This window comes from Micromonospora sp. WMMD961 (assembly GCF_029626145.1).
Classification (GTDB): domain Bacteria; phylum Actinomycetota; class Actinomycetes; order Mycobacteriales; family Micromonosporaceae; genus Micromonospora.
Genome location: NZ_JARUBJ010000002.1, coordinates 1,664,795 through 1,680,442 on the forward strand (window position 1 = coordinate 1,664,795; position 15,648 = coordinate 1,680,442).

At 69.3% G+C, this 15,648-nt stretch carries 19 protein-coding genes; 4 read left to right on the forward strand and 15 right to left on the reverse strand.

What is annotated here, in order from left to right; translation table 11 throughout:
* Positions 1-191: 191 nt before the first annotated feature.
* The 6 genes from O7614_RS07950 to O7614_RS07975 all read right to left on the reverse strand — a co-directional run bounded on the left by O7614_RS07950 (position 192) and on the right by O7614_RS07975 (position 5,250).
* Complete coding sequence (locus tag O7614_RS07950; RefSeq protein WP_278137828.1) at positions 192-935, reverse strand: copper homeostasis protein CutC; 744 nt, start codon at positions 933-935, stop codon at positions 192-194.
* Between the two features lie 73 nt (positions 936-1,008).
* Positions 1,009-2,010, reverse strand: coding sequence for an asparaginase (locus O7614_RS07955; RefSeq protein ID WP_278137829.1), 1,002 nt, complete (start codon positions 2,008-2,010; stop codon positions 1,009-1,011).
* The gene (locus O7614_RS07960) at positions 2,007-2,876 is read right to left on the reverse strand and encodes an amino acid ABC transporter permease (RefSeq protein ID WP_278137830.1); all 870 of its coding nucleotides are present in this window, start codon (positions 2,874-2,876) and stop codon (positions 2,007-2,009) included. Before O7614_RS07960 ends, O7614_RS07955 begins: the two co-directional genes overlap by 4 nt.
* The gene (locus O7614_RS07965) at positions 2,873-3,517 is read right to left on the reverse strand and encodes an amino acid ABC transporter permease (protein ID WP_278137831.1); all 645 of its coding nucleotides are present in this window, start codon (positions 3,515-3,517) and stop codon (positions 2,873-2,875) included. The genes O7614_RS07960 and O7614_RS07965 overlap by 4 nt, the downstream gene beginning before the upstream one ends.
* A gap of 16 nt (positions 3,518-3,533) precedes the next feature.
* Positions 3,534-4,502: a glutamate ABC transporter substrate-binding protein gene (locus O7614_RS07970; protein ID WP_278137832.1), complete on the reverse strand. Its 969-nt coding sequence runs from the start codon at positions 4,500-4,502 to the stop codon at positions 3,534-3,536.
* A gap of 19 nt (positions 4,503-4,521) precedes the next feature.
* Positions 4,522-5,250, reverse strand: a complete 729-nt coding sequence (locus O7614_RS07975; RefSeq protein WP_278142186.1) for an amino acid ABC transporter ATP-binding protein — start codon at positions 5,248-5,250, stop codon at positions 4,522-4,524.
* A gap of 163 nt (positions 5,251-5,413) precedes the next feature.
* Between O7614_RS07975 and O7614_RS07980 the strand changes: the two genes are divergently transcribed.
* Positions 5,414-6,643 (forward strand): ROK family transcriptional regulator, encoded by a 1,230-nt coding sequence (locus O7614_RS07980; protein ID WP_278137833.1) that lies wholly within the window; start codon positions 5,414-5,416, stop codon positions 6,641-6,643.
* Positions 6,644-6,668: 25 nt separating this feature from the next.
* On the opposite strand, the gene O7614_RS07985 is transcribed toward O7614_RS07980, so the two are convergent.
* From O7614_RS07985 to O7614_RS08025, 9 genes are all read right to left on the reverse strand, one after another.
* On the reverse strand, positions 6,669-7,277 hold the full coding sequence (locus O7614_RS07985) for an RloB family protein (RefSeq protein WP_278137834.1): 609 nt from the start codon (positions 7,275-7,277) through the stop codon (positions 6,669-6,671).
* Positions 7,258-8,652, reverse strand: coding sequence for an AAA family ATPase (locus tag O7614_RS07990; RefSeq protein WP_278137835.1), 1,395 nt, complete (start codon positions 8,650-8,652; stop codon positions 7,258-7,260). The genes O7614_RS07985 and O7614_RS07990 overlap by 20 nt, the downstream gene beginning before the upstream one ends.
* 36 nt (positions 8,653-8,688) lie before the next feature.
* Positions 8,689-9,624 (reverse strand): HNH endonuclease, encoded by a 936-nt coding sequence (locus tag O7614_RS07995; RefSeq protein ID WP_278137836.1) that lies wholly within the window; start codon positions 9,622-9,624, stop codon positions 8,689-8,691.
* A 303-nt stretch (positions 9,625-9,927) separates the two neighbouring features.
* Positions 9,928-10,191 (reverse strand): hypothetical protein, encoded by a 264-nt coding sequence (locus O7614_RS08000; RefSeq protein WP_278137838.1) that lies wholly within the window; start codon positions 10,189-10,191, stop codon positions 9,928-9,930.
* Positions 10,192-10,282: 91 nt separating this feature from the next.
* Entirely contained in the window at positions 10,283-10,714 is a 432-nt protein-coding gene (locus tag O7614_RS08005; protein WP_278137839.1) for a hypothetical protein, read from the reverse strand.
* The gene (locus tag O7614_RS08010) at positions 10,662-11,372 is read right to left on the reverse strand and encodes a hypothetical protein (protein ID WP_278137840.1); all 711 of its coding nucleotides are present in this window, start codon (positions 11,370-11,372) and stop codon (positions 10,662-10,664) included. Before O7614_RS08010 ends, O7614_RS08005 begins: the two co-directional genes overlap by 53 nt.
* Positions 11,369-11,629: a hypothetical protein gene (locus tag O7614_RS08015; protein WP_278137841.1), complete on the reverse strand. Its 261-nt coding sequence runs from the start codon at positions 11,627-11,629 to the stop codon at positions 11,369-11,371. The genes O7614_RS08010 and O7614_RS08015 overlap by 4 nt, the downstream gene beginning before the upstream one ends.
* An 86-nt stretch (positions 11,630-11,715) precedes the next feature.
* A complete protein-coding gene (locus O7614_RS08020) occupies positions 11,716-11,910 on the reverse strand; it encodes a DUF397 domain-containing protein (RefSeq protein WP_278137842.1) in 195 nt (64 codons plus the stop codon).
* A complete protein-coding gene (locus O7614_RS08025; RefSeq protein ID WP_347404340.1) occupies positions 11,903-12,883 on the reverse strand; it encodes a helix-turn-helix transcriptional regulator in 981 nt (326 codons plus the stop codon). The genes O7614_RS08020 and O7614_RS08025 overlap by 8 nt, the downstream gene beginning before the upstream one ends.
* Positions 12,884-12,994: 111 nt before the next feature.
* Here O7614_RS08025 and O7614_RS08030 point away from each other — a divergent pair, with 111 nt between their 5' ends.
* From O7614_RS08030 to O7614_RS08040, 3 genes are read left to right on the forward strand one after another with little or no spacing between them, the layout of a single operon-like run.
* Positions 12,995-13,288: a DivIVA domain-containing protein gene (locus tag O7614_RS08030; RefSeq protein ID WP_278137843.1), complete on the forward strand. Its 294-nt coding sequence runs from the start codon at positions 12,995-12,997 to the stop codon at positions 13,286-13,288.
* Positions 13,285-13,536: a hypothetical protein gene (locus tag O7614_RS08035; protein WP_278137844.1), complete on the forward strand. Its 252-nt coding sequence runs from the start codon at positions 13,285-13,287 to the stop codon at positions 13,534-13,536. Before O7614_RS08030 ends, O7614_RS08035 begins: the two co-directional genes overlap by 4 nt.
* The gene (locus tag O7614_RS08040; protein WP_278137845.1) at positions 13,533-15,560 is read left to right on the forward strand and encodes a hypothetical protein; all 2,028 of its coding nucleotides are present in this window, start codon (positions 13,533-13,535) and stop codon (positions 15,558-15,560) included. Before O7614_RS08035 ends, O7614_RS08040 begins: the two co-directional genes overlap by 4 nt.
* Positions 15,561-15,648 lie beyond the last annotated feature (88 nt).

Here is a 15,648-nt window from a genome sequence, read left to right on the forward strand (position 1 = left end):
CCACCCTGTCGCCGATGTCGCGGTATCCACGCGTGCGGGACACCGCGACATCGGCGAACGATCTCCGTCTGAGGTGGGGTTGGGGTCCGGTGATCGTGCTGGATCCATGAAGTAGTGGCCTCCCATCGTGGGGAGGCCACTACTTCCATGTTCGAGCACGATCAGCACGCCCGGGGCGCGATCCGGCGGGGTCAGGCGCGGGCGGCGGCGAGCACCTGGCCGACCAGGGCACCGGAGGTGCCGGAGCGCTCGTACTCGGGCCGGTTCAGGCTGCCGCCCATCAGCGGCGCCGGGTTGCGGTGCACGGCCGGGCTGTCCGAGCTGACCAGGGCCGCGAAGTGGTACTCGTCGGCACCCGTCGCCTCGACGATCCGGGCGATGTTGCGCGGGGTGATGCCACCACCGGGCATGACGACGATCCGTCCGGCGGCCCGGCGCACCAGCTCGGCGATGAGTGGGGCACCCTCCAGCACGCTGACCTCCTGGCCCGAGGTGAGCACCCGGTGTACGCCCAGCTCGATCAGCTGCTCCAGCGCCGCGTACGGGTCGCGGGTCATGTCGAACGCGCGGTGGAAGGTGATGCTGACGTCACCGGCGGCGGCGATCAACCGGCGGGTGGTCGGCACGTCGACGTCGCCATCGGCGGTCAACGCGCCGATCACGATGCCGTGCGCGCCGGCCGCGACGGCGGCCCGCACGTCCCGCTCCATCGCCTCGATCTCGAACGGCGAGTAGATGAAGTCGCCGGCCCGGGGCCGGACGATCACGTGGACCCGGATCCGGTTGACGGCGCGCAGTGTCGTCTCGATGGTGCCCAGGCTGGGGGTCAGGCCACCGTCGAAGAGCGCGGAGCACAGCTCCACCCGGTCGGCGCCGGCCTCCTCGGCGGCGACCGCTCCCTCGACGCTGTCGATGCAGATCTCGAATGTGCTCATGACTCTTCCTTCTGGGTGCGAGACGATGCCGCTTCGGTGCGAGACGAGGCCGTTTCAGTGAGACGATGCCGCTTCAGTGAGACGAGGCCGCTTCGGTGCGGGACGAGGCCGCGGTCCAGTCGATGACGGCCGTGACGGCGCCGACCGGTTCGCCGCCGCCGAGCACCGGCACCTGGCGCAGCGCGTCGGCGCCGCCCACCGGTACGCCGACGGCGTCGAGGGCGGCGAGCGCGATGGCGGTGGTGGCTCGGGGTGAACCGTCGACCACCTTCACCGCGACGGCGTGACCGTCCGGGGCGGCCACAGCGAGCACGCCCTCGGCCCCGCCCTTGGCCAGGACGCCGGGAAGCGCCCTCATCAGGTCGGTGTTCGGGTGCCCGTGCCAGCCGCCCACGTACTCCGGGTATCGGCGCATGGCCTGCGCGACCAGCGCCTCGTCGCTGCCGGCGGGTGCGGTGACCAACGCCTGGAACGTGCGGGCCAGGCCGGTCAGCGGCAGGCCGAACAGGGGTGCGCCGCAACCGTCGACGGCGTGGTGCGCGATCGGAGTTCCGGCCAGCCGGGCGACCGCGGCGGCGGTCTCCCGCTGCAGCGGGTGCTCCGGGTCGAGATAGTCGTGGGTGCTCCAGGACCGGGCGACGGCGGCGACGAGCATCGCGGCGTGCTTGCCGGAGCAGTTCATCCGGATCCGGTCGCGCTGCCCGCCGGCGCGGATCAGCCGCTCCCGGGTCGGTTCGTCCTCCGGCCAGTCCACCGGGCAGCCGAGCGCGTCCGCGGTCAGGCCGACGCCGGCCAGCATCGCCCGGACCACAGCGACGTGCCGGTCGTCGCCGGTGTGGCTGCCGGCGGCGAGGGCCAGCGCCGGGCCGGTCAGCCCGTCGCCCGCCGCGACCCGGCAGGCCAGTGCCTGCACCGGCTTCAGCGTGGACCGGGGGAGCACCGGCTCGTCGGGTACGCCGGCGGCGAGGACGACAGTGCCGTCCGGTGCGAGCACCACGACGCTGCCGTAGTGCCGGCTCTCGACGAAGCCGTTGCGGACGACCCGAGCCAGTTCGGCGTAACGGAAGATGGTCACCGGGGGGTGGTCCCTTCGATGAGCGGCGGGGGCAGGTCGGTCTTGCGTCCCCCGCGCCGGCCGCCGAAGCGACCGTTGTGCGCCTGGAGTACGCGGGCGAACTTCGACAGCGAGGCGTTGACCACGAGGTAGATCAGCGCCACCACCAGGAACGTCTGGATCAGCAGATGGGTGTACGACGAGAGCACCTGCCCGCTGTACAGCAGCTCGGTGTAGCTGACCACGAAGCCGAGCGAGGTGTCCTTGAGCAGCCCGACCAGTTGACTGACCAGGGACGGCGTGAGTTGGAGCAGCGCCTGGGGCAGGACCACCAGCGCCATCACCTGTCCACGGCGCAGCCCGACGGCGAGTCCGGCCTCGGTCTGCCCACGGTCCAGGGCCAGGATGCCGGATCGGAAGATCTCCGCGAACGCTGCCGAGTTGGACACCACCAGCGGCACCACGAGCTTCCAGAAGAGCGGGAAGTTCATCCCGTACTGCGGCAGCGCGAACAGCGTCACGTAGATCAGCAGCAGGGTGGGGACGGTCCGGAAGATCTCCACGTACGCGCCGGCCAGCCAGCGCAGCGGTCGGTGCGCGGAGAGGCGTCCGAGCGCCAGCAACAACCCGAGCACGGCGCTGAGCACGGCGGTCGCGGCGGCGGCCCGGACTGTGGCCCAGAGGCCGTTGAGCAGGTACCGCCAGATCGGCCAGGTGGTGAACGGTTCCCACCGGGCGGCGGCCAACTCGCCGTGGCTGGCGAACTGGTGAACGGCCGCCACTGCGGCGGCGACCAGCAGGACGGCACCCACCACTGTGGCGATCCGGATCCGCCGCTGGGCGCGCGGGCCGGGTTCGTCGAAGAGGATCTGTTGCGTCTTGTTCATCGGACGATCGCCAGCCTTCGTTCGAGCAGGCCGGTGACCTGACCGATGATCAGCGCCAGCAGCATGTAGGCGAGACCCGCGCCGGTGAAGACGGCGATCGGTTGGGCCTCGACCAGGTTCACGGTGTTGGCCGCCTGGGTCAGCTCGACCACTCCGACGGCGGCGGCCAGCGAGGTGTTCATCAGCAGCGCGATGCAGATGTTGCCGATCGGCTGGATGACCGCCCGCAGTCCCTGCGGAAGGATCACGTGCCGCAGGGACTGTCCGAACGTCAACCCGATGGCGCGGGCCGCCTCGGCCTGGCCGACGCCGACCGTGTTGATCCCGGCGCGGATCGCCTCGGCCAGGTACGCCCCCTCGTACACGGCGATGACGATCGCGGCGGAGGTGAACAGCGGGAACGTGATGCCGATGGTCGGCAGGGCGAAGACGAAGAGCACCAGCAGAGCCAGCAGCGGCAGGTTCTGGAACACCTCGACGTACGCCGTGCCGATGGCGCGCAACAGCGGGACGGGTGCGATCCGCAGGGTGGCCACGACGATGCCCAGCAGCATCGCGCCGACGGTGGTCACGACTGTCAGTTCGACAGTCGTGACCAGGCCGTGGCCGAGCTCGCTCAGGTGGGCGGTGAGGGCGTCCATCGGTACGGGAGGATTCTCAGGAACCGTCGGCGGAGCCGAGGGCGGGCGGGGTGGGCGCGCCACCCTCCACCACCGTGCCGAGGGTGCCCTCCCAGACCTTCGCCCAGGTGCCGTCGGCCTGGATCTTCTTCAGCCAGTTGTTGACGAACTCCTTGAACTGCGCGTCCTCCTTGTTGAGGCCGATGCCGTACGCCTCGGTGGTGAACGGCTCGCCGACCACCTTCATGCCCGGGTTGGCCTTGGCGCCGGAGGCGAGCAGCGTGAAGTCCTGCACGTACGCGTCGCCGCGCTTCTGCAGCAGCGCCTGCAACGCCTGCGGGTCGGTGCCGAAGGCGATCTGCTTCGAGCCGGGAGCGGCCGAGGGCAGCGCGGTGACCGCGGGGGTGTTCGCCCCGACGATGACGGTCTTGCCGGCGAGGTCCTTGACGCTCTTGATCGAGGTGTCGTCCTTGCGGACCCCGACCGCGAGACCGGAGGTGAGGTAAGGGCCGGCGAACGCGACCTGGGTGGCCCGCTGCGGGGTGATCGTGTACGTCTGGAAGACGGCGTCGACCGACTTGGCCTGGAGCATGGCCTCCCGGGTCTGGGTGCCGATGGTCGTCGTCTTCACCTCGGGCTTGCCGATGATGTACTTCGCCAGCAGCTTGGCCATGTCGGCGTCGAAGCCCTCGATGGTGCCGCTGACCGGGTTCTGCTGGGCGAGCAGCGGCGCGTCCAGGGAGCCACCGACGTTCAGGTACCCGCGCTTGCGGATCGCGTCCATGGTCGAGCCGGCCGGGATGTCCGCGTCGGCGGCGACCGGGGCGGCGTCGTACACCGACTGGGCGACCACGCCGTCGCCACCCAGGCCGGGGTTGCCCGGCAGCGTCGGGGCGCTGCTGCCGCTGTCACCGCCGCAGCCGGTGGCGGCGAGGGCCACCGCCACGGCGGTGGCGGTGAGGGCGAGCGAGCGCCGCCCGGTGAAGCTCATCTTGAGGATTGACATGACACCCTCCCGTTGGGGGCTAGTGCTGGAGGATCTTGGACAGGAAGTCGCGAGCCCGTTCGGTGCGCGGAGCTGCGAAGAAGTCGTCGGGGGCGCCGGATTCGACGATGCGGCCGTCGTCCATGAAGACGACCCGGTCGGCGGCGCGGCGGGCGAAGCCCATCTCGTGGGTGACCACGATCATGGTCATCCCCTCGCTGGCGAGGGAGACCATCACGTCGAGCACCTCGTTGACCATCTCCGGGTCGAGCGCCGATGTCGGCTCGTCGAAGAGCAGCACCTTCGGCTGCATCGCAAGGGCCCGGGCGATAGCGGCCCGCTGCTGCTGCCCGCCGGAGAGTTGGGCCGGGTGGTGGTCCGCCTTGTCGGCGATGCCGACGCGATCGAGCAGGGCCATCGCCTGCTGCCGCGCCTCGGGTCGGGCGATCCTGCGGACCCGGGTGGGGCCGAGGGTGACGTTGTCCAGCACCGTCTTGTGCCCGAAGAGGTTGAAGGACTGGAAGACCATGCCGACGTCGGCGCGCAGCCGGGCCAGCGCACGGCCCTCGGCCGGCAGCGGCTCGCCGTCGATCTCGATGCTGCCCTGCCCGGCCGTCTCCAACCGGTTGAGGCAGCGGCACAGTGTCGACTTGTCGGAGCCGGACGGCCCCACCACGACGACCACCTCGCCGGCGGCCACCGTGAGGTCGATGTCCTTGAGCACGTGCAGCGGACCGAACCACTTGTGCAGGCCGCGTACCGACACCATGGGTCGGTCCGCGCCCGTCGTCTCCGGTGCCACCAGACGGCCCTACTTTCTTCGACATTCGAACTAAGTAAGCTTCATATCGAACCAACAGCGCCATCTAAAGGTAGCCAACAAACTAAGTCAACCGGTTGCTTGAACGAACTGCGGATGCTAAGAACCTGACGTGACGATTGACGACGCGCCACGCGAAGCCCTCCGGGGTGGTCCCCGGGAGCTGCTGCGGTGGGTGGCCACCGGAGCCGCCGTCAGTCGCGCCGACCTGTCCCGGCTCTCCGGGCTCTCGCCCTCGACGGTCTCCCAACGGGTCGAGGCGTTGATCAACCAAGGGTTGCTGGAGGAGGCCGGCGCTGGTCGTTCCCGGGGCGGACGACGACCGCGCCAACTCGCCGTACCCATCGGCGGCGCCGTGGTCGGTGCCATCGACCTCGGCGCCCACCACGCGCGCATCGGCACACTGGATCTCTCCGGGCGGGTGGTCCAGGCCCGCACCCTGCCGGTCCGCATCGAGGACGGCCCGGAATCCGTGCTCGGCACGCTGCTGGCCGAGGTCACCGCGCTGGCCGGAGGAGCCGCCCCGGGCGCCTCCGGCGGTGCGACGGCGGCTCCCGGCGGCGCTTCCGGCGCTTCGCTGGCTGCTGGCGGCGTCGCGGCGGGCGCGCTGCGGGGCATCGGCATCGGCATACCCGGTCCGGTGCAGCACGCCACCGGACGGATCGTCAGCCCGTCCCGGATGCCCGGCTGGAACGGTTTCGACGTCGCCGCCTTCTGCGCCGGCCGGGTCGACGTGCCGGTCATCGTGGACAACGACGCCAACCTGATGGCGCTCGGCGCGCACCGCACGGCACACGCCGAGATGGACCATGCCGTCTACATCAAGGCTGGCACCGGAATCGGCTCCGGGGTGATCTCCAGTGGACAGTTGCACCGGGGCGCACAGGGATCCGCCGGGGACATCAGCCACTGCCGGGTGGTGGCCGATCCGGCGCCGCTGTGCAGCTGCGGCAACGCCGGTTGCCTGGAGGCGGTGGCCAGCGGCGCAGCCCTGGTCACCGCGCTACGCGAGCAGGGCGTACCGGTGGACGACCTGACCGGCGTGCTCCGCCTGATCGACGACGGCGACCGGCACGCCACGGCGCTCGCCCGCCAGGCCGGACGGGCCATCGGCGAGATCCTGGCCGTCGTGGTCAACTTCTTCAACCCGCAGGTGGTCGCCATCGGCGGTCGGCTCGCCGACTGCGAGCCGCTGCTGGCCAGCATGCGGGCCACCCTCTACGAGCGGTGCCTGCCGCTGGCCACCCAGACCCTGCTCATCGAACGGGTCGCCGCCGGCCAGGACGTCGGCATCACCGGCGCCGCCCACCTGGTCATCGACCACGTCGTGTCCGCCGGCTGACCGTCGACCGCACCGAGCACGGCCACTATCCACGAAGCACCAGCGCCAACCGCCACACCGCGGTTGACGGGTTCGCGGCAGGGGGAGGCGGCAGCGTCTGCGCCCGTTCGGTGGCGGCCTCGATGCCGTTGCGGAAGTCGTCGAAGTCGAGCCTGGTCTTGTCCCAGTGCGGCAGGTGCTTGCGAAGCAGAGCCTCCGCCCTCTTGGCGTCTTCCAGGTAACGGGTGCACAAGTCCAGATGCAGGATGAGCCAGACCTCGAAGCAGGGGTTCGACCAGAGAAGAGTCACGTCGTGTCGTCGCGCTTCTCGCTCTGAAAGCTCTGGTGGGTAGTGGTCGACGTCGCAGATGACGTAGGCCTCGTCGAAGTCACTGTCATTACGGCGACGAGCTGCGCCTCGCGCTGCATCGATCGGCGAGCCTGTCTCCACCGCCACGACGAGGCGGTGCTCAAGCCACGGCTCCCACCGAAGCCCTTCAAGATAGCCCCGCTCGGTCGATTTGCCGTTGGTGACAGCGAGGATGGTCCGCCGCTGCTCTCTGACGGAGACCCTGCGACGAAGGTCGGTCACCCGGGTCGCGCCGACCTTGGCGCGGCCCTTGCGTTGCTGCTGGTCAGTCTGTGGCTTCGCCATCCACCGGTCCTCGGGCCGCGAGCGCCTGCTCGAACAGATACGTCGAAAGGTCCGGAACCGCGCCGTAGTTGCCGTTCAGGTAGCGGCGTTGTCGGTTCTCACCCTCCTTGCGAGGCTTGAAGTCTGTCAACGGGTACAGCGTTGATGCTCCATCGGCGTCCTTCTCCACGAACCAGATCTCGTCACGGTGCAGGATCTCCTCGGTGTCGATGGTGCCAAGCAGAGCCGCGTCGTGACTGGTGAAGATGAGCTGACTGTGCCGGGGGTTCGAAGCGGTGGACTGAAACAGGCCGATGAGCTTCGCGGTGAGCAGTGGATGCAGGCTCGCGTCTATCTCGTCCACGCACATGGTGCCGCCTTGGCTGAGGACATCGGCGGCTTCGATTGCGAGGCCGAGTAGCTGCTGGGTCCCGGTCGACTCCTCGGCCAACTCGAATTGGACCTCGCCTGCTGGCCCCTGGTGGGCGAACGTCAACCGCTTCCGCTCCCGGCTCGCCCTGTTGCGTGCGTTCCGCAGCATCCTTCGCTCGTTGACAGCCAAGTCTGAGGGCTGGAAGAGCGTCGGCTGCTCGTCGGTCACCGTGGTGGTCACCTCGACCACATCGACGATCCCCACGTCGGCCGCCCGCAACAACTCGACCAGGGTGCGCCGGCTGGCGTCGCTCCGCGGCCAGCCGGATCGATAGCTGCCGCCCACGTGGGGTTGGCTCCGCGTCGACATGCCTTGGAACCACCGGTAGACAGCGCGCAGTGGCTCGCCTCCCGGCTCGTCCGGCGCGGCTTGTCGGCGATCGAAGCGAGCCATGGTGCTGACGAAGAGTGCGGTGGGGGCGGTGACCTCGGCGATCCGCTCCAGCAGTAGACGCTGGGCCGAGTCCTCACCCCAGGCGAAAGTGTCGCCGTTGCGCTCGAAGACCCGCCGCTTTCGCTTCAGCGGATAGTGGTAGAGCCACTCGTCGAGGACGGCGTCGTTGTCGATGGTGAAACCGTACGTGTGCCGTACTCCGTCGAGATCGAGGTCGACGACGTAGTGGGACGGGGCTTCGAGCGATTCAGCCGTCATTCGGTACGGCTCGCGAGCCACGCCGAGCCCAGGCTCGACGTCCCGGTCAGAGAAGATCACGAAGCGGCGCATGAATGCCAGAGCGTCCAGACAGTTGGACTTACCAGAGGCGTTGGCACCGAAGATGCCGACCACCCGGACCGCCTGCTCGTGTTCGTCACTGCGGTAGGCCGGCGTGAGGTTGAGTTGTTGCTCGTCGCGGAACGACCGGTGGTTGGCGAAGCGAAAACTCAACAACATGGCTGTGCCCTCTGGTTTCCTGGCCTTGCGGCCGTTCCCTGCGAGTAAACCACGCGGAACGGCCTGAGACACCGGGCTCGCCGACGCCCAGGCTTCAGGTGCCCTTGGTCAGGCCGCCTGATACACCTCGTCGAGATGCCATTCGAGGAACTGGCGATGCGGGCGGTCGCGAGCGGCGGCCGGAACAGCGATCGCGGTGCCGGCGCGGGCATAGAACTGTTCTCCGTTGCCGAACTCTGCCCGTAGGCGCGGACTGACCATCAGGCGGTACTTGGGGTCGACGCCCAAGTAGCCGTGGTCGAAGAGAGTATGAACATCGGACCGGAGCAACAGCCCGTTGTCCAACCTGTGCTCGCCACCCGCCGGCAGCGGCCTGATGTGTGCTGCCTGGAGCACCGGCTGGATCCGGTCACCGGTGATCGCACACCGGCGGCCGTACGCGTCAAGCACCACAGCCTTGAACGACTGCTGCCCCAACCGGTTCGGCATCAGCCGCGGATCTCCGAACACCGGTCCGGGCCGGTGCCACGGCTGGCTGAGGTCGATCTCAACCGACGCTCCGAGCAGTCGTCCCATCAACATCTCGAAGTACCCGGACGCCGCATGGTCCGCGACGTCGTAACCCTTGCCCTGCACAACGTTAGGGGCAAACAGCGGCGGTGGTTCGGATGGCTCATCGGCGGGGAAGAAGACGGTGTCACGGATGAGGACGCAGCCGATAAGCGGGTCCTCGGAGCCGGCGATCGGATCAGACCGGTAGCGTCCGACGATTCGCCGCATCGCGGCGAGGTCCGGGACCCCGTTTCCCTCCCGGAACAGGTCCCACGCCTCTGAGATGCGCAACTGCGCGAACCCGCTGAAGAAGCCGCCGCCCACCACGCTGTTGTGCGGGTGGTGGCTTTTGAAGAAGAAGGGCTCGCCGGGTGACAACGCGCGAAAGACCCGAGAACCCGCGGGACGCCAAAAGTTGACTTCGGTGAGGTGCGGGCGAGCAGCCAGGAACCGCGACCAATCCCCGTCGGTCACTCCGACATAGGCTCTCACGGAATCATTCTGCCGGGCCGGCAGCCACTCCGTCAGCCCCTGCCGAGTGTCATGATCGCGACGAGCCCTGCAAGCGGGCGGCGCTCTAACCCTCTCGAGTACAGAGTCGGCTCACACCCGGCTGGCGAGCTCAGTTGCCTCGGCGAGCAGGGCGTCCAGGTCTTCGTCCGAAGTGGCACCGTGAGACCCAGGATTCGCAGGATCACCAGACCCTGAACCTTCCGGCCATCTGGGGATCGATGTCCGTCTCGATATCCGGGTTCAGTGCGGCGCTGATCAGCCGCTCGGTCGCGTCGGTGTTGTTCAGCCGAGGACGCTGATGTAGCGGCGTGCCGCCTCCGAGCTGCCCTGCACCAGGGTCATGGCTTCGGCCAGGCGCTGCTTGCTCTGTTCGCCTCGGGCGATGGCTTCGGCGATCGTCGGGTGGCCGGTGCCGGCGGAGATTGCGCGTAGCCGGGCCAGCATCTGCTCGGTGTTCTCGGCGGCGGCCCGGATCTGGTTGACCGAGGCGTTGCCCTGCTCGGCGGCCTGCATCAGCGCCGCCTTGACTTCCTCGATGCTGGCCATGCCGCCTCCGTCTGCCGATCGCGCAACGAGTTCACGTCTGCGTGGTCGCACGGACACTATCTGAGATGGCGGCGACACGCAGTCCCGCCGATCACATGAACTCGGCAGCCGTCCGCTCCACGTCGGCGATGAACTCCTCCAACTGCGCCTCGTCTGGATCGCGGTCCTGAAGCAGCTTGCCGAGGAACACGATCTGCATCTGGAGGGCGGTCTCGGGGCTGAGATTGTCGATCAGCCCGACCTCACCGAGGGCCGCGCGGACGAGACCCTCCATCTCCAGCGTAGGCAGTGACTCCGCGCCGGTGAACTGGTCGCGGGTCTCGGCTACGAACCGGGCGACCGCGGTGGGGGAATGGTCGGCGGCGAAGCGGTCGTTGACCGCGATGGCGAACGCCGCGCCAATCATCTGGTTACCGCCCTGCCAGCCGGAAGTCTCCAACCCGTCCAGGAGCTGGTCCACCGTGCCCCAGTCACGCCGCGCCATCGCCCGGATCAGGTCGCTGAACTCGGTCCGTACGCTCACGATCTCGTAACCTCGCTATTCCCTTGCGGATTGATTGAACGGAGCGGTGGAGGGCGATACTCGCCACCAGCCCCACCACGACGAGGTGCCCCGCCGCGTCCGGTGCCTCGTTGAGTAGACGCTGACCAACGGTCGATCCGACTGCTGGCGTTGTGGTGCCGGCTTGCTGAGCCCCTGCCGGACCTTGTGGACCTCGAACAATCTCGAACGCTTCCCTGGCCGCCGCCACGGACTTCTGGGTGTTGTCCTGAAGATCCTCAGCCTTCCTGGTCATCGTACTCAGGAAGGATGCGACGTTCTTCCGTGCGGATTCGCGCTCCACGGCCTCGGTGAGCAGATCCTCGCCGGACGGCGTGGCCGAATCGGTCGGCTGCCGGGTCGGTGCGGAGCCGGGAGCGACCGCGTTGGAGTAGGCGCTGACGTGGTCGGCTGCCTCGCTGATCAGGCGGGCGAGTTTGCCGGCCTTCTCGGCGGCAGTTCTGCTCTCGGTCAGTGCACCGGTGAGCTGTGGGTGGCTGCTGCCCCGAGCTGCCTGGCTGTAGTGCGCGAGGGCTTCCTCCGCGTCGGCCTGTGCGCGCGTCGCGACCACGGCGGCGCTGCGGAGGGTGTCGATGGCACCGCGCAGTTGGGCGACTACCTCGCCGAGGCTTTCGCTCATCCGATGGCGGCGAGGTAGGCGGCAGCATGTTCCTTGGCGGCCGTGATGCGGCGAAGCACCAGCTCGACTTCGTCCGCTGCCTCGCGAAGTGCTACGCGTGAATTCTCTGCCTCGCCGCGCTCGCTGTCGTGCAGTGTGGCGAGCGTCAGTGCGGACGCGTCGGCGAGTTTGGCGCTGGCCTTCCCGATGCTCATCTGGGCCTTGTCGAGCGCTTGATCGCCCTTCCGGATGGTCACCTTGACATCGCCGATGGTCACTGTCGCACGTTAGCGAACCCTGCTACACACCGCAGCCCCGAAGGTGGGTGGGTGTCCGGGCGACCCCCGAGACACCCACCGAAGCCTCAGCGCAAGGTGCCGGTCGCTTGGACGAACGTGGCCCACGCGGCAGAGGGGAAAGCGAGGGTGGGGCCGTGCGGGTCCTTGCTGTCGCGTACGGCGACGATGCCGGGCAGGTTGTCGGCGACTTCGACGCATTCGCCGCCGTTGCCGCCGCTGCGGGTGCTCTTGCGCCAGTGGGCGTCGGTCAGATCAGCCATGGTGGACCTCCCCGATGATCTTATTGATCAGTTGGAACGATTGTCCCTCATCAAGGCTGCGGTCGAGCAGCCCCGCCCAGACCTTCTCGTAGGCGGCGAATTCGGCGGGCCGGTCGAGGTACAGCGAGCCTGTCCACGATTCGCTGTAGACCACAGGCGGCTCGGGAGTGCTTCGGTTACCGAGCGGAAAGTCCAAAAGAACGAACTCGCCGCCCACCGCACCATAGTGAGGGCCGGCAGTGAGCGGCAAGATCCGAATCGACACGTTCGACATCCGGCTCATCGCCAGAAGGTGGTGGAGTTGCCCGGCCATGGTCTCGGCGTCGTCCACCGGCCGGAGGAGTACCGATTCGCAGAGCACCACCTGCACCTGCGGAGCCCTGGGTAAGCGACGGGTCAGCAGGGACTGCCGTTGCATTCGAAGTTCGACCACCCGCTCCCGGTCGTCGTCGCTCATGTCGGGCTGGTCGATGCGGTAGATGCCCCGGGCGTAGTCGCGGCTCTGGAGGATGCCGGGCACAAGACTGTTCTTGTAGAAGCGCAGATGGGACGCCGCGGATTCGAGCCCCACGTACAGCTCGAACCATTCCGGGACGGCGTCACCGTACGCGTGCCACCACCCCTTCGCTTTCGTCTCGCCGGCCAGTGAGGTCAGCGCCCGGGTCAGTTCGCCCGTCGCTCCGTACAGCTCGCACATCGCGCGGACGTCGACGCCGCGCACCGAGCCGAGCCCGCTCTCGATCCGCCACACCTTCTGGCGGCTGCACTCCAGCGCTTCGGCGACTGCGTCGAGGGTCGCCCCGGCCTCGGTGCGCAGGTCACGCAGTGCCCTGCCGAGCTGGCGTCGGGGCACCGTCGAGCCCATGTCATCGGCCACCCGGCTCTCCTTCCTGTTGAGTTTTGCAACATCCCGACAGCCGTTGTGCAACAGGGGAATGTTGCCCACAAATACCGGAACAGTGTGATTGGACATTCATTGCAATGGTGTCTCTGACCTTACAAGATGGTCCCGACAGCGGCGATGGACGCGCAATTCCCACGCCAATGGACGTCGAACAATTGCGAGGAAGGGTGGTGCTGCTTCGTGCGCGCGTTTCTCCGTCAACTCCGGGCCGAGCCACCCCGGCCGGCGTTCTACCGGGCGGCCAACTACGTACCCCTGAAGCCCTGGCAGGTCCGCGACCGCAGCTTCACCCGACGTGGCCGCCGTGGGGTGGACGCCGTGGAGGTCGCCGAGTTCCTCGACCGCGTCGCTCATGATCTGGCCGAGGTGTACGCAGCGTTGGGCAGCAGCCGGAGGGAGACCGAGCGGATAAAGGACGCGTTGAAGTGCTGGCAGTCCCAGCGGGCCCGCGAGGATCTGGCGGCCCGCCGGTGAGCGCCCGCTGGGTGGCGCACCTGCCGTTCACCGCCGCCGATCTGCCGGCTGCCCAACACTTCGCAGGCACCCTGGCCCGCTCGCTGAGCTTCCTGTCCGAGGTGGACGCTGGGGAAACCACGGTGTCCGCCGAGGACGCGCAGGGCGTACGCCATCGGGTCTTCTGCGACCTGCCGCTCGACGGCAGCCGGCGGTGCGTGCGGCGGGTTGAGCACGACGGTGACTGCGCCTCCCGGCGGTGTCGGTGACCGCCGCACCCGTCGTGACCTGCCCCGACTGCGACGGGTTGACCTTCACCCTGGACCCGTGCCGGTGCACCGCCTACGGGGACCGATTTCTCGCCGATGCCGACACCGACGTGCTCGGGCCGCGCCGGGAGGCGTACCGAAGCTGCGAGCAGTGCCGCGGCACGGGCCGCGTCGCGTACCCCTGTTATCGCTGCGGCCGGCGCGGCCGGCGGCGGGCGCAGCTCGTGGTCTCCGTCGCCAACCTGGACACCGGCGCGGTCGCGTCCCATCAGGTGGTGCCCGGCGGCCTCCACCCCCACCGCGACCCGACGGGCCGCTGGTTGGTCGACCTTGTCCTCCGGGTACGCGAGCTCGCCGCCATCGTGGGCGCGGTCGTGGACGAGGCCGACGTGCCCTCGCTGTGGCTGGACCGGCAGTGGCGACCCGACCTTCCCGAGGCGCTGCGGCACGAGTTGGAGGCCCACGCCCTCCTCCGGGCAGACCACGTCGCCTGGCGGCTGGTGCTGGGCCGATCCACCGCCGCGCCCACCGTCGACCCGGCCGCCCGGCTGACCCGGCTCTGCGCGGTGGCCGACCTGCTGCTGCTCGACCTGGTCGTCGAGGCCCGCCGGCACGGCGGGGGGTTCGGTTGGGCCGTCCGGTACGAGGTGCCCGGCAGCCCGGTGCCCTCCGGCTTGCCCGGCTGGTGTCGAGACCTCCCGGAAGCGCTGACCAGCACCGACGTGGCCGGCGCGCTCACCGGTCTTGCCGAGCGCGGCATGGCCGCCGCCGCCCGACTGCTCCGCCCCGACTCGCCGCGCCCACCCGCTGCCCCGGCCGTGGACGTCGACCAACTCGAACGAAGCGTCCTCGCTGACTGCGTCGACCTGGCCGGCGGCGAGTTGCCCGGCGCGCAGGCCCTGTGGCGCGACGGCCGCTGGTGGCACACGAGTCTGCACGCTGGCGAACCTGTGGAGACCCTCGCGGAGCAGCCCACCGGCCAGGTCGTCCGCAGTGCGCGGGTGCCGGTAAGCCGCGGCTACGAACCACCCGACCCGTCCTGGCTGGGTGAACCCGCCTGCTGGCGGCCCTGCCCGGACTGCCGACCACACAGCCGAATACGCGCCTGCGACTGCCGGCTCGGCGGTCGCGCGGCTGACACCGACTGCCCGCACTGCTGCGGCGCCGGCCTGCGCCCATCCGCGCTGCGCTGCTTCACGTGCGGCGATACCCGGCGTCTGCACCAGACCGTGCTGGTCACCGTCACCGACCTGCGGCACCGGGTGGTGCACCTGGCCTGGCAAACCGGTACGCCCGAAGTCACTCCGCTGGTCACCACCCAACCGGGCGGCAAACCCGTCGTGCAGTTTCCGGACCGCTACCGGCTCGGATCCTGGGCCGCCCTTCTCGGCGCGCGACCCGAAGACCTCGCCGACGCTGACGGCGGGCACGAGATCGACCGATACCTACGCGACGGGTACGTCACCCTGCCCTGGGCCGGGGCCGACCCGGTGCGGGAATACGTACGCCAGGCTGGCCGGGGCACGGCGGCCGGCCGGCTGATCGTGGTGGCGGCACGTCCGGACGCACCGCCGCTGCCAGAGTTGCTGCGACTCGCCCTCGGCCTCGACCTGGCGCTCGTGGTGGCCGTGTGCGACCTGCGGCACAACACGGGTGACCCGTTGCTCACCGACGGAGTGCGCTGGTCGGTGCAGGTGCAGCCGCTCGACGCCCCCGTCCGCCCCGACGACTTTCCGCACCGACCGAGCCTGGCCGCCGCGCTCGCCTGGTGCGGCGAGTGTCTGACCGACGCCGTCGCCAGGGCCGCCCCGACCGACCCGACAGCGCCGATACCTGTGCCCCGTTCTGGACCGCGCGACGTCGCCGACCCCGAGCCGGAACTGTGGCACCTGGCCGCCCGGCACGCCGGGCAGGTGGTCACCGTGCGCTTCACCCGCGCCGGTTGCACGGTGCACCGTCACGACGAGGACGGCGTACGCCTCCTCGCCCAAGCCCTCGACCTGCGCGATCTTCGGTTGACCTGAGGGCTGAGGGAACATATGTTCGATCGTGTGGGGCGAAGTGATGTCCGCCGGGCTTCTCTGCCGGCTCCGCGTGGCCGGTGGGCCGGGC

Coding starts and splice junctions, on each gene's coding strand:
- O7614_RS08010 (WP_278137840.1), bottom strand. CDS start 11,372: ATGAGCGAAAGCCTCGGCGAGGTAGTCGCCCAACTGCGCGGTGCCATC.
- O7614_RS07950 (WP_278137828.1), bottom strand. CDS start 935: ATGAGCACATTCGAGATCTGCATCGACAGCGTCGAGGGAGCGGTCGCC.
- O7614_RS08025 (WP_347404340.1), bottom strand. CDS start 12,883: ATGTCCAATCACACTGTTCCGGTATTTGTGGGCAACATTCCCCTGTTG.
- O7614_RS07965 (WP_278137831.1), bottom strand. CDS start 3,517: ATGGACGCCCTCACCGCCCACCTGAGCGAGCTCGGCCACGGCCTGGTC.
- O7614_RS08000 (WP_278137838.1), bottom strand. CDS start 10,191: ATGGCCAGCATCGAGGAAGTCAAGGCGGCGCTGATGCAGGCCGCCGAG.
- O7614_RS07975 (WP_278142186.1), bottom strand. CDS start 5,250: ATGGTGTCGGTACGCGGCCTGCACAAGTGGTTCGGTCCGCTGCACGTG.
- O7614_RS07970 (WP_278137832.1), bottom strand. CDS start 4,502: ATGTCAATCCTCAAGATGAGCTTCACCGGGCGGCGCTCGCTCGCCCTC.
- O7614_RS07985 (WP_278137834.1), bottom strand. CDS start 7,277: ATGGCGAAGCCACAGACTGACCAGCAGCAACGCAAGGGCCGCGCCAAG.
- O7614_RS07960 (WP_278137830.1), bottom strand. CDS start 2,876: ATGAACAAGACGCAACAGATCCTCTTCGACGAACCCGGCCCGCGCGCC.
- O7614_RS08020 (WP_278137842.1), bottom strand. CDS start 11,910: ATGGCTGATCTGACCGACGCCCACTGGCGCAAGAGCACCCGCAGCGGC.